9 protein-coding genes are annotated in these 12967 nt (G+C 62.9%); 7 read left to right on the top strand and 2 right to left on the bottom strand.

From position 1 onward, the window contains the following. Positions 1-253: 253 nt before the first annotated feature. The 7 genes from AC5WNJ_RS12600 to rpsA all read left to right on the top strand — a co-directional run bounded on the left by AC5WNJ_RS12600 (position 254) and on the right by rpsA (position 11099). Positions 254-766: an acyl-CoA thioesterase gene (locus AC5WNJ_RS12600; protein WP_495929837.1), complete on the top strand. Its 513-nt coding sequence runs from the start codon at positions 254-256 to the stop codon at positions 764-766. Between the two features lie 247 nt (positions 767-1013). Next, positions 1014-3791, top strand: coding sequence for a DNA gyrase subunit A (gyrA, locus tag AC5WNJ_RS12595; protein ID WP_495929836.1), 2778 nt, complete (start codon positions 1014-1016; stop codon positions 3789-3791). Between the two features lie 58 nt (positions 3792-3849). After that, on the top strand, positions 3850-4944 hold the full coding sequence (serC, locus tag AC5WNJ_RS12590; RefSeq protein ID WP_495929835.1) for a 3-phosphoserine/phosphohydroxythreonine transaminase: 1095 nt from the start codon (positions 3850-3852) through the stop codon (positions 4942-4944). Positions 4945-4957: 13 nt separating this feature from the next. Then, positions 4958-6097 (top strand): prephenate dehydratase, encoded by a 1140-nt coding sequence (gene pheA / locus AC5WNJ_RS12585; RefSeq protein WP_495929834.1) that lies wholly within the window; start codon positions 4958-4960, stop codon positions 6095-6097. 68 nt (positions 6098-6165) lie between these two features. After that, entirely contained in the window at positions 6166-8397 is a 2232-nt protein-coding gene (locus AC5WNJ_RS12580; RefSeq protein WP_495931053.1) for a bifunctional prephenate dehydrogenase/3-phosphoshikimate 1-carboxyvinyltransferase, read from the top strand. Beyond that, on the top strand, positions 8394-9113 hold the full coding sequence (cmk, locus tag AC5WNJ_RS12575; RefSeq protein ID WP_176677692.1) for a (d)CMP kinase: 720 nt from the start codon (positions 8394-8396) through the stop codon (positions 9111-9113). The genes AC5WNJ_RS12580 and cmk overlap by 4 nt, the downstream gene beginning before the upstream one ends. Positions 9114-9419: 306 nt before the next feature. Continuing rightward, entirely contained in the window at positions 9420-11099 is a 1680-nt protein-coding gene (gene rpsA, locus AC5WNJ_RS12570) for a 30S ribosomal protein S1 (RefSeq protein WP_176677691.1), read from the top strand. 255 nt (positions 11100-11354) lie between these two features. Here rpsA and AC5WNJ_RS12565 read toward each other — a convergent pair whose 3' ends face one another. Beyond that, the gene (locus AC5WNJ_RS12565) at positions 11355-11558 is read right to left on the bottom strand and encodes a hypothetical protein (protein WP_253061319.1); all 204 of its coding nucleotides are present in this window, start codon (positions 11556-11558) and stop codon (positions 11355-11357) included. Between the two features lie 428 nt (positions 11559-11986). Beyond that, positions 11987-12805 (bottom strand): RNA methyltransferase, encoded by an 819-nt coding sequence (locus AC5WNJ_RS12560; RefSeq protein ID WP_495929833.1) that lies wholly within the window; start codon positions 12803-12805, stop codon positions 11987-11989. Between the last annotated feature and the right edge of the window lie 162 nt (positions 12806-12967).

Here is a 12967-nt window from a genome sequence, read left to right as displayed (position 1 = left end):
GTTCGGGGAAGAGGAATAGGGAGACTGGAGTGGTCGGCAGTATGGTGCCGGTGCCTGGAGACGAGGAGAAGGCTCTGGCAGGCATTTTCCTCTGTTCCATTTCCTCTGTTCCATTTCTCTCCGGTCTCTGTCCGACACTCGAGTGGCGGCAGTCGCGATTTTCAGCCAAGCGTTTGTTTTTCTGTCCGTCACCGGCATAAGATCAGCTGACGACGGCCATACGGCGCGATCGTTTCATGGACGGGAGGCAGGGATGCAACACGAAAGCAATCCACCGCAGGCAGCGAATGGCACTCACACAGACGTCGGCAATCACGCAGGCGTCGTCAGTCGCACGGCCCTGACAGTGCGAGGCTATCATCTGGATGGCTATGGGCACGTCAACAATGCCCGCTATCTGGAGTTCTATGAGGAAGGCCGCTGGGAGTTCATGCTCGCGCACCTCGATCTGGCCGCGCTCAAGCGAGAAGGCATCGCGATGGTGGCGGTCAACCTCAACCTGGACTGGCACTATCCCGCCACCGTGCACGATGAGCTGATCATCACCACGCGGCTGTCAGAGCTCGGGCGCCGCAAGATGATCATGCGCCAGGAGATCCATCTGGGTGAGCGGCGCATGGGCGAGGTTCATCCGCGTTCCGGAGCGCTGGTCTCCAGAGCGGATTTCACCTTCGTGCTGATGAATACCGATACCGGTCGCGCCATGCCGCTGGATGGCGAGATCGGCGCGCTGCTGGGCGCGTTGGTCAGTGAAGAAACGGCCTGATCGCCCTCAGCGGCGAGGCATGAGCCAGCAGGCCGTGCACATTGACGGCCGTACTACCGTACTGAGGTGTCCTTGCGGCGTCGTGTGAGCTGCTAGGCGCGCTCGCAAGTGATATAATGCCGCCACTTCGGTGCCGCGGAGCTGGCACCCCGTGTCCGCTTCACGTCACTGCCGCGCTGCAGTAGCGACGGAGCATGCGTCGTTGCTGCAGTGGCGCCAACAGTTGAGTTCAAGGATTTGACGAATCATGGGTGAGATCGCCAGAGAGATACTGCCAGTCAACATCGAGGACGAGCTCAAGCAGTCGTATCTCGATTACGCGATGAGCGTCATCATCGGGCGTGCCTTGCCGGATGTTCGCGATGGCCTCAAACCGGTTCACCGTCGCGTACTGTTCGCGATGCACGAGCTGAACAATGACTGGAACAAGGCCTACAAGAAATCTGCCCGTGTCGTCGGCGATGTGATCGGTAAATATCACCCGCACGGTGACAGTGCGGTCTACGACACCATCGTCCGCATGGCCCAGCACTTCTCCATGCGTTATGTGCTGGTGGATGGTCAGGGCAACTTCGGTTCCATCGATGGCGACAGCGCCGCGGCGATGCGTTACACCGAGGTGCGCATGGCGCGCCTGGCGCACGAGCTGCTGGCCGACCTCGAGAAGGACACCGTCGATTGGGTCGACAACTATGACGGCACCGAGCGCATCCCTGGCGTGCTGCCGACCAAGACCCCGAACCTGCTGGTCAATGGCTCCTCCGGTATCGCCGTGGGCATGGCCACCAATATCCCGCCCCACAACATGGGCGAGGTCATCGACGGCTGTCTGGCGCTGATCGACAACGGTGACCTGACCGTCGATGAGCTGATGGAATTCATTCCGGGGCCGGACTTCCCGACTGCCGGTATCATCAACGGCCGTGCCGGCATCCTCGATGCCTACCGCACCGGTCGTGGTCGTATCTACGTGCGTGCCGTGCATACCATCGAGCACAACGACAAGAACGGCCGTGATCACATCATCATCACCGAGCTTCCCTACCAGGTGAACAAGGCGCGTCTGATCGAGAAGATCGCCGAGCTGGTCAAGGACAAGAAGATCGAGGGCATCGCCGAGCTGCGTGACGAGTCCGACAAGGACGGTCTGCGCGTGGTCATCGAGACCAAGCGTGGCGAGTCCGGTGAAGTGGTCGTCAACAACCTCTTCTCCCAGACCCAGCTCGAGACCGTGTTCGGCATCAACATGGTCGCGCTGCACGAAGGTCAGCCGAAGATCCTGAACCTCAAGCAGATTCTGGAATCCTTCGTGCGTCACCGTCGTGAAGTCGTCACCCGTCGTACCCTGTTCGAGCTCAAGAAGGCGCGTGAACGTGGCCACATTCTTGAAGGTCTGGCGGTGGCGATCTCGAATATCGATGAGGTGATCGAGCTGATCAAGGGCTCGCCGAGCGCGGCGGAAGCCAAGGAAAAGCTGATCGGTCGTGAATGGCAGCCGGGTCAAGTGGTCGAGATGCTCGAGCGCGCCGGTGCCACGTCCTGCCGTCCGGAAGACCTGCCGGAAGGTCTGGGGCTATCTGAAGACGCCAAGCACTACCGTCTGTCGCCGGCCCAGGCTCAGGCCATCCTCGAGCTGCGTCTGCATCGCCTGACCGGTCTCGAGACCGAGAAACTGCTGGCCGAGTACTCCTCCATCCTCGAGCGTATCGCCGAGCTGATGGAGATCCTGTCCTCTGCCGACCGTCTGATGGAAGTCATCCGCGAAGAGCTGCGCGAAGTGCGCGCCCAGTACGCCGATGAGCGCCGCACCGAGATCATGACCAGCCGTCGTGACCTGACCATCGAAGACCTCATCAACGAGGAAGACATGGTGGTGACGGTCTCGCGCAGTGGTTATGCCAAGACCCAGCCGCTGTCTGACTACCAGGCCCAGAAGCGCGGTGGCCGCGGCAAGTCCGCCACCTCGATGAAGGATGAGGATGTCATCGAGCACCTGCTGGTCGCCTCGACCCACGACACCGTGCTGTTGTTCTCCAACAAGGGCAAGGTGTACTGGCTCAAGGTCTACGAGATGCCGCAGGCGTCACGTGGCTCGCGCGGCAAGCCGCTGGTCAACCTGATTCCGCTGGACGACGGCGAGTGGGTCACCACCATCCTGCCGGTGCGCGATTACGCTGCCGACAGCTACATCTTCTTCGCCACCGCCAACGGCACGGTCAAGCGCACCGCGCTGAGCCAGTTCTCGCGTCCGCGCAGTGTCGGCCTGATCGCACTGGACATCGAGGAAGGTGACCGTCTGATCGGCGCCGACATCACGTCCGGTTCCGACCACGTCATGCTGGTGTCCTCCAACGGCAAGGCGATCCGCTTCGAAGAGCAGAACGTGCGCGTGATGGGCCGTACCGCCCGTGGTGTGCGCGGCATGCGTCTGCTCGACGATGCACAGGTCATCAGCCTGATCATTCCGCGCACCACCGCGATCGATGACAACGAGATCGAGGTCGATGAGGCCGCGGACGCGACGGCGCAAGGCATCGAGAGCGCTGATGTGGCGGCCACCGAGGGTGCGACGGAAGACAGCGTCGCCAGCGGTGAAGTGCCGCAGTGCTACATCCTGACCGCGTCCGCCAATGGCTTCGGCAAGCGCACGCGTCTGGAAGAGTTCCCGCTGCGTGGCCGCGGTGGCCAGGGCGTGATCGCGATGCAGACCAGTGAGCGCAACGGTGATCTGGTCAGCGCGGTGCAGGTCAGCGACAACGACGAACTGATGCTGATCACCGACCGCGGCACTCTGGTGCGTACCCGCGTCGCCGAGGTGTCCACCACCTCGCGCAACACCCAGGGCGTGACCTTGATCCGCACGGCGGAAGAGGAGCGTCTGGTGACGACGGTGCGTGTCGACGAGCCGGAAGAGGTCGTCGTGGTGCAGGATGAGCTGGACGAAGAGGCGCTGAGCACCGACGAACAGGTGCAGGCGGGAGATGACGCCGAGTCGACGGATACCCCGCCGACAGGCGCGGAATAAGACGCTGGATTGCGACCGCCTTCGGGGCGGTCGCTTCACTTTCGGGAAATAAGACGACATGACACGCAAGTTCAACTTCTGCGCCGGTCCTGCTGCACTGCCGACCGCTGTCCTGGAGCGCGCCCGCGCCGAGATGCTGGATTATCAGGGCCGCGGACTGTCCGTCATGGAGATGAGTCATCGCTCCGACGAATTCGTGGCCATCGCCGAGAAGGCCGAGGCGGACCTGCGCGAACTGCTCGAGATTCCGTCCAGCTATCGCGTGTTGTTCATGCAGGGTGGCGCCTCGACCCAGTTTGCGGGTGTGCCGCTGAACCTGCTGGGCGCGGGTGGCAGTGCCAACTATCTGTATACCGGTATCTGGGGCAAGAAGGCGATCAAGGAAGCCGAGCATCTGGCGGTGGGCAGCCACGTGGCAGCCTCCAGCGAGAGCAATGGCCTGATCGCCGTGCCGCGCCAGAGCGCGATCCAGCTCTCGGGCGATGTGGGCTATCTGCACTACACCGCCAACGAGACCATCGGCGGCCTCGAGTTCGACTATATCCCCGAGGTAGCAGCGGATGGCGTGCCGCTGGTGTGTGACATGTCGTCTTCCATCCTGTCTGGCCCGCTGGATGTCAGCCGTTTCGGCGTCATCTATGCCGGCGCCCAGAAGAACATCGGTCCGGCGGGGCTGACGCTGGTCATCGTGCGCGAAGACCTGCTCGATCGCGCCCGCAAGGACTGCCCGACCATGCTGAACTGGAAGACGGCCGCCGAGGCCAATTCTATGTTCAACACGCCGCCGACCTACGCCTGGTATCTCTCCGGGCTGGTGTTCGAGTGGCTCAAGGATGAGGTCGGCGGCCTCGCCGCCATGAACGCGATCAATGATCGCAAGGCGCAGGCGCTTTACGCTGCCATCGATGGCAGCGACTTCTATTCCAACCCGATCGTGACCGAGAACCGCTCACGCATGAACGTGCCGTTCGTGCTGGCCGATGAGCGTCTCGACAAGACCTTCCTCGCCGAGTCCGAAGCGGCGGGTCTCTTGAATCTGGCCGGTCACCGCAGCGTCGGTGGCATGCGTGCCAGCCTCTACAACGCCGTGCCGGAAGCTGCCGTCACTGCGCTGGTGGACTTCATGGGCGACTTCGCGCGCCGTCACGGCTAAGGGAGGAGATGAAATGTCGGATTCCAAGCAGAATCCCGTGTCGCAGGCGGCGGGCAAGGCGGTGACGTTGGATGACCTGCGTCAGCGCATCGACGCCATCGACAATGAACTGCTGAACCTGATCAGCGAGCGCGCGGGCTGCGCGCAGCAGGTCGCCGAGGTCAAGATGGCCGCCGGTGACGTGGGCGAGGATGGTCAGGTGCAGTTCTATCGTCCGGAGCGCGAAGCCCAGGTGTTGCGTCGCATCATGGCCAACAACCCCGGCCCGCTGAAAGGCGAGGAGATGGCACGTCTGTTCCGCGAGATCATGTCCGCCTGTCTGGCGCTGGAGCAGCCGATCCGCCTGGCCTATCTCGGCCCGGAAGGCACCTTCACCCAGCAGGCCGCGCTCAAGCACTTCGGTGACAGTGCCGTGACCAAGCCGATGGCCGCCATCGACGAGGTGTTCCGCGAAGTGGAAGCGGGCGCGGTGCAGTACGGTGTGGTGCCGGTGGAGAACTCCACCGAGGGCGTCATCAATCACACGCTGGATTCGTTCATGGGCTCGCAGCTCAAGATCTCCGGCGAAGTGGTGCTGCGCATTCATCATCACCTGCTGGTGGGCCCGAATACGCGTCGCGAGAAGATCTCGCGCATCTATTCCCACGCCCAGTCGCTGGCCCAGTGCCGCAAGTGGCTGGATGCCCACTTCCCGCACGCCGAGCGCATCGCGGTGTCCTCGAATGCCGAGGCCGCGCGTCAGGTGCGCACCGAATGGCACAGTGCGGCGATTGCCGGTGACATGGCGGCCAAGCTCTATGAATTGGAGAAGGTCGAGGAGAAGATCGAGGACAGCCCTGACAACTCCACGCGCTTCCTGATCATCGGTGACAGCTCGGTACCGGCGTCCGGCGATGACAAGACCTCCATCGTGGTGGCGATGCGCAACCAGCCGGGGGCACTGCACGACCTGCTGGCGCCGTTCCACCGCCACCAGATCGATCTGACCCGCGTCGAGACGCGTCCATCACGTTCCGGTGCCTGGAACTATGTCTTCTTCATCGACTTCCGTGGCCACCGTGATGACCCGCTCATCACGACGACGCTGGAAGAGCTGCGTCAGTGCGCGGCGGACGTCAAGGTGCTCGGGTCCTACCCGGTCGGTGTGCTGTGAGCGAGGTTGACCACACTCACCATGCTGCGTCGTCAGACCTGCTGTCCTCGCTGCCGTCAGCGGAGCGCCTGGCCGGCGAGCGGCGTATCCTGCTGGTCGGGCTGGGCTTGATCGGTGGCTCGCTGGCGGCGGCATTGCGCGCGGCGGGCCATCACGGCGAGATTCTCGCCTGTGATCGTGACTCCAACGAGATCTGCCTCGGTCAGCGCATGGGGCTGATCGACGGTGGTAGCACGCAACTGGCGGCGCTGGTACCGGGTGCCTCGCTGATCGTGCTGTGCGTGCCGGTGATGGCGATGCAGGGCGTGATGGCCGAACTGGCGCCGTTGCTGGATGATGACGCCGTCATCACCGATGTCGGCAGCACCAAGGGCGCGATCCGCGATGCGGCGCTCGGCGTCTTCGGTCGCATGCCGCCGAATCTGGTGCTCGGTCACCCGATCGCCGGGTCCGAGAAGAGCGGTGTCGCGGCGTCCAATCCCGAGCTCTATCGCGATCACAAGGTGATTCTGACGCCGGAGCCGGACAGCGATGCCGAGGCCGTGGCACGCGTGGCGGCCATGTGGTCGGTATGTGGTGCCCAGCTTCTGAGCATGAGCGTGGCGCGCCACGATGAAGTGCTGGCGCGCACCAGCCATCTGCCGCACCTGCTGGCGTTCTCGCTGGTCGACAGCCTGGCGCGCCAGGATGAGCGGTTGGAGATCTTCCGCTACGCGGCGGGCGGTTTCCGTGATTTCACGCGCATCGCCGGCAGTGATCCGGTGATGTGGCGCGACGTCTATCTGGCCAACCGCGATGCGGTGCTGGAGGCGTTGGACGAATTCGAGGCCGGGGTGGCGCGGGTGCGCGCTGCCGTGACCGCGGGCGATGGTGAGGCGATGCTGGGGATCTTCACCCGCGCAAGCCACGCCCGACACTACTTCAATACCCTATTGAAACAGACGAGTTATCAGACCATGGAACAGCAGAACGTGCGGTACCGTGCACTGCCGGGTGGGCAGGTTCAGGGGCGCATTCGTGTGCCGGGCGACAAGTCCATGTCGCATCGCTCCATCATGCTGGGCGCCTTGGCGACTGGCGTGACCGAAGTCGAAGGTTTCCTCGAAGGGGAAGACAGCCTGGCCACGCTGCAGGCCTTCCGCGACATGGGCGTCGTCATCGAAGGCCCGCATCAGGGGCGTGTCACCATCCACGGTGTGGGTCTCAACGGCCTGAAGCAGCCGCCGGGCCCGCTGTATGTCGGCAACTCCGGCACCGCGATGCGCCTGTTCGCCGGTCTGCTGGCCGGTCAGGCCTTCGATACCGAGCTGACCGGTGATGCCTCGCTGACCAAGCGTCCGATGGACCGCGTCGCCAATCCGCTGCGCGAGATGGGCGCGGTGATCGATACCGCCGACAACGGTCGTCCGCCGCTGCGTATCCACGGTGGTCAGCCGCTCAAGGGCATCCGTTACGAGATGCCGATGGCGTCCGCTCAGGTCAAGTCGTGCCTGCTGCTGGCCGGTCTCTACGCCGAAGGCGAGACACGTGCCATCGAGCCGGCGCCGACGCGTGACCACACCGAGCGCATGCTCAATGGCTTCGGCTACAAGGTCGAGCGCGAGGGCGCCGAGGCGTGGCTGACCGGTGGCGGCAGCCTCGAAGCCTGCCCGATCGACGTGCCGGCCGACATCTCCTCCGCGACCTTCTTCCTGGTCGCCGCAGCCATCACGCCGGGCTCAGATCTGGTGCTGGAGCACGTCGGCATCAACCCGACGCGCATCGGCGTGATCAACATCCTCAAGGCGATGGGTGCCGACCTGAGCGTCACCAATGAGCGCGAAGTCGGCGGCGAGCCGGTGGCAGACCTGCACATCCGTTATGCGCCGCTCAAGGGCATCGACATTCCGGAAGACCAGGTGCCGCTGGCCATCGACGAATTCCCGGCACTGTTCATCGCCGCCGCCAACGCCGAGGGCATGACCCGTCTGCGTGGTGCCGAGGAACTGCGCGTCAAGGAATCCGACCGCATCCAGGTGATGGCGGATGGTCTGGCGCAGATCGGCGTCGAGCACGAAGTGGTCGCGGACGGCATCGACATCCGTGGCGGCGCCTACGGCGGCGGCCTGGTCGACAGTCACGGCGATCACCGCATCGCGATGGCCTTCAGTGTCGCGGCGCTGCGCGCCCAGGGCGAGATCCTGATCGACGACTGCGCCAATGTCGCGACCTCCTTCCCGAACTTCGTGGCGCTGGCCGCTGAAGTCGGCATGCAGGTCGAGAATCTCGGTGCCGTGGCACCCGGCCAGGAGGCTTCATGAGCGGGGAAGCGACACCTCATCACAGCCAGATCTGCGACGCGCCGGTGTTGACCCTTGATGGCCCTGGCGGGGCAGGCAAGGGCACCATCAGTCGTCTGGTCGCGGCGAGCCTTGGCTGGCATCTGCTGGATTCCGGTGCGCTGTATCGCCTGACGGCACTGGCTGCCGAGCGTCATGGCGTAGCGCTGGAAGACGAGGACGCCGTGGCGACCATCGCCGAGTACCTCGATGTGCAGTTCGATGCCGAAGGCGACGCCACCAGCGTGATTCTGGAAGGCGAGGATGTCACCCGTGACATCCGTCTCGAGTCGGTCGGCAACAATGCTTCCATCATCGCGGCCCAGCCGCGCGTGCGGACTGCACTGCTGGCGCGCCAGCGTGCCTTTGCGCGTGCGCCGGGCCTGGTGGCCGATGGTCGCGACATGGGCACGGTGGTCTTCACCGCTGCGCCGCTCAAGATCTTCCTGACGGCGAGCGCCGAGGAACGTGCGCGTCGTCGTCATGCCCAGTTGCAGGAAGCGGGTGTCGATGCTAATATTTCGAGCCTTTTGACAGAAATACAGGCGCGCGATGCGCGTGACATGGGCCGGGCAGTCGCCCCGCTCAAGCCTGCAGACGACGGCGTGATCCTCGATACGACAGATCTCGACATCGACCAGGTGATCGAACGCATCCAGCAGCTGCTGGTCGAATACGGCCTGGTAGCAGCGCGCTGAGACTCGAGTCTCAGCCTGTAAGTCGTCAGAACAACGGATTGAATGCCTGCTGTTGCAATGCGGCCTCCGGGTCGGGCAGCAGCGGGTTTCGCTCGCTTCGCGAGTGATGATGCAGAACCCAGATGACACCGAGGTGTCATCAACCCCCCGGCCAGGTGTCATGGGGTGCATCGGCGGCAAGCGGAAAGCCGGTGTATCTCGAACCAGCGTCAACGCCCCCGGGGATATGTAGATATGGCCCGTGCTTGCTGGTGGTACGGAGACTGCGGTGCAAGCCGCCCCAAACGTTGATCATGTAGGAATACCATGAGCGAGAGCTTTGCTGATTTATTTGAACAGTCACTCCAGGACATCAACATGGAGCCGGGCGCAATCGTGTCCGCTACCATCGTGGATATCGATGGCGACTGGATCACTGTCAATGCCGGTCTGAAGTCTGAAGGTCAGATTCCGTCTGAACAGTTCCGTGACGAAAGTGGCCAGCTGTCCATCAGCGTCGGCGACGAAGTCATGGTTGCACTGGAAGCCGTGGAAGATGGCTTCGGTGAGACCCGCCTGTCCCGCGAGAAGGCCAAGCGTGCCGAAGCGTGGAAAGAGCTGGAAGCTGCCTTCGAGAAGGACGAGATCGTCAAGGGCGTGATCAACGGCAAGGTCAAAGGTGGCTTTACCGTCGACATCAACACCATCCGTGCCTTCCTGCCGGGTTCTCTGGTCGATGTCCGCCCTGTGCGCGACACCGCCCACCTCGAGAACAAGGAGCTGGACTTCAAGGTCATCAAGCTCGACGCCAAGCGCAACAACGTTGTCGTGTCTCGTCGTGCCGTCCTCGAAGCCGAGAACAGCGCTGAGCGTGAAGCCCTCCTGGCCACTCTGCAGGAAGGTCAGCAGATTCAGGGTATCGTCAAGAACCTGACCGACTACGGCGCCTTCGTCGACCTCGGCGGCGTTGACGGCCTGCTGCACATCACCGACATGGCATGGAAGCGCATCAAGCATCCGTCCGAGATCGTTGCTGTCGGCGACGAGATCAATGTCAAGGTGCTGAAGTTCGACCGCGAGCGCAACCGTGTGTCTCTGGGTCTCAAGCAGCTGGGCGAAGATCCGTGGGTCAACATCAAGGCTCGCTACCCGGAAGGCGCCAAGATCAACGCACGCGTCACCAACCTCACTGACTACGGCTGCTTCGCCGAGCTGGAAGAGGGCGTCGAAGGTCTGGTCCACGTGTCCGAAATGGACTGGACCAACAAGAACATCCACCCGTCCAAGGTCGTCAATGTCGGCGATGACGTGGAAGTGATGATTCTGGACATCGACGAAGAGCGTCGTCGTATCTCCCTGGGTATCAAGCAGTGCACCACCAACCCGTGGGAAGACTTCAGCGGCAAGCACAACAAGGGTGACCGCGTCTCCGGTACCATCAAGTCAATCACTGACTTCGGTATCTTCATCGGTCTGGAAGGCGGCATCGACGGCCTGGTTCACCTCTCCGACATCTCCTGGAACGAAGCTGGCGAAGAAGCCGTGCGTCGTTACAAGAAGGGCGAAGAAGCTGAAGCGGTCATCCTGTCCATCGATCCGGAACGTGAGCGCATCTCTCTGGGCATCAAGCAGCTCGAGAGCGATCCGGTCTCCGAGTACCTGGCCGTCAACGACAAGGGCGCTGTCGTGTCCGGTCGCGTTGTCGACATCGATGCCAAGGAAGTTCAGGTAGAGCTGGCAACTGACGTCATTGCTATCCTGAAGGCTTCTGAAATCAGCGCTGACCGTGTCGAAGACGCACGCAACGTCCTGAGCGTCGGCGATGCTGTCGAAGCCAAGATCGTCGGTGTGGATCGCAAGAGCCGCCTGATCAACCTGTCCGTCAAGTCCAAGGACCAGGTTGAAGCTCCGCGTGGCCAGGCTGCCAAGCCGCGCACCCAGGAAGTCGAGAGCAACGGCCCGACTACCATCGGTGATCTGATCAAGCAGCAGCTGGGTCAGGAGTGATCCCGAGACACTCCGCCTCCTCGTGAGGTGGGGTGTCCGGATCCACGCTGAGGTGACATGCCTCTGGTTGTCATCTCGGCGTCTCCGAATCGGTATCCTGCATGAGGCGCATGTCATATGCGGGAACGAAAAAAACCGCCACCCTTCGGGGTGGCGGTTTTTTCATGTCTGGTCGTTACGGGTGACTGCTGGTCATTGCTGATCGTTGCTGGCCATTAGCAGTCGCCACCTGCCAACCACCTGATCTGGCGTTGTTCAATGCGTCTGCGAGGCGCCAGGCTGGCTGACCTTGGCCAGCAGTTGCATCTGACGCAGCGAGATCGTGCAGTACAGACTGCGATAGAGTTCCGGTTCCTGCTTCGGATCGGTCTTGAGCAGGCGAGCTTCCAGCTGGTGGAGGTCGCTGGCCAGCTGTGTCGTGTCCGGGGTCAGAGGCTGTCGTGCGGCTGTCTGAGTCATGTAAAGGCGCTCCGTGAGTCCATGGTCGTGGATGGGGTCAGGGTCGGCTCTTCTTGTCTTGAAGACTTCTCGCGACGTGGCGGTGCTGCTGTCTACGCTTGAGCCAGTTCGCGATCCGCTCAGCGATTCTCATCGTGCATGCCAGGTCCCGGGTCGGATCTTGAGATCAGATGGGAGCCTTTGCCTGATACCTGCAGCCCTCGCTCGAGCTATCACGGCGGAGCTGCAGTTGCTGCATGGGACAGTGTGTCACTCGGTACCTGCTGTCCTGCTCGTCAAGCATAGCGGAAGGTCTAGAGTGCACCTTGATCCATGTCAGGGGGATGACGATGCGCTGACAGGCGGTAGCGAAGTGGCGAGAGCCAAGTGGCAAGAGCCAAGTCGCAACAGTCCGAGCCTCAGTACATGACGGGAGGGCCGTGCGCGACTCAGGACGCCTCGTGATCGCTCTGCTCGCTGGCTGTGCCAGCGTTCGCCGCTGCCGTCTGGCGCTCAAGATTGGACAACATGCCGCGCAGGATGGAGAGCTCGCGGCGGGTCGGCTCGGCACGCGCGAACAGGGCGCGCAGCCGCTCTTCGGTCTGGGAGTGGGGCTGGTTGAGGAAGCCGGAGCCCTGCAGGGCGCGACCAAGATGCTCATGGAAGTAGCCGAGCTGTTCGCGGGTCGGCAACTGGTCGTCCTCACGGCGCGCGACAGGCGCCTTCTTAGGCTTGTCGAGTGTCAGGCGCCATGCGCTGCGGCACTCGTGCGCCAGCACCTGGACGGCCTGTGAGACGTTGAGGATGCCGTAGTCCGGGTTGGTGGGGATCGACACCTGATGCGTGCAGCAAGCGATCTCCTCGTTGGTCAACCCGAAGCGTTCGCGGCCGAATACCAGCGCCACCTTGCCATCGCGCGCGATATCCATGGCGTGGGCCGCCATCTCGCGTGGCTCATCGAAGTGGGGTAGTGGGACGCTGCGCAGGCGAGCGCTGGCCCCGATGACCAGCTGGCAGTCATTGACGGCGTCTTCCAGGCGCTCGACTACGTGTGCATTTTCCAGCAGCTCCGCGGCGCCGCTGGCCATGCGCGTCGCTTCCTCATCGGGGAAGCAGCGCGGATTGACCAGCACCAGGTCCGTGATGCCCATGGTCAGGATGGCGCGAGCGGTGGCGCCGATATTGCCGGGGTGGAAGGTCTGCACCAGCACGACACGCACATTGTCGAGGTCACTAGTGGTCGGAGAAGCGGCGGGGGTGTCAGTCATGAGAAGGTCCTGGGCAAGCGAGGCGCGCGGCCTGAGTGGTAGCGTCATCGGTCGTGACCGTAGGCATTTCAGCCGCAATACAACGTCAGCCTCGATTCACTGTCATCACCAAGCGCAATGTCTCGGGTCGCGGCGAAAAGTGGCGCCTAGTGTAGCGTGGTG

The organism is Cobetia sp. PDI-23MA (assembly GCF_059507735.1).
The sequence above is the reverse complement of the archived record's forward strand: the minus strand, read 5'-3'. Positions and strand labels throughout refer to the sequence as shown.

Excerpts from the sequence above, each read along its gene's own strand:
- AC5WNJ_RS12600 (WP_495929837.1), top strand. The coding sequence starts at position 254 with ATGCAACACGAAAGCAATCCACCGCAGGCAGCGAATGGCACTCACACA.
- AC5WNJ_RS12560 (WP_495929833.1), bottom strand. The coding sequence starts at position 12,805 with ATGACTGACACCCCCGCCGCTTCTCCGACCACTAGTGACCTCGACAAT.
- gyrA (WP_495929836.1), top strand. The coding sequence starts at position 1,014 with ATGGGTGAGATCGCCAGAGAGATACTGCCAGTCAACATCGAGGACGAG.
- AC5WNJ_RS12565 (WP_253061319.1), bottom strand. The coding sequence starts at position 11,558 with ATGACTCAGACAGCCGCACGACAGCCTCTGACCCCGGACACGACACAG.
- cmk (WP_176677692.1), top strand. The coding sequence starts at position 8,394 with ATGAGCGGGGAAGCGACACCTCATCACAGCCAGATCTGCGACGCGCCG.
- rpsA (WP_176677691.1), top strand. The coding sequence starts at position 9,420 with ATGAGCGAGAGCTTTGCTGATTTATTTGAACAGTCACTCCAGGACATC.
- serC (WP_495929835.1), top strand. The coding sequence starts at position 3,850 with ATGACACGCAAGTTCAACTTCTGCGCCGGTCCTGCTGCACTGCCGACC.
- pheA (WP_495929834.1), top strand. The coding sequence starts at position 4,958 with ATGTCGGATTCCAAGCAGAATCCCGTGTCGCAGGCGGCGGGCAAGGCG.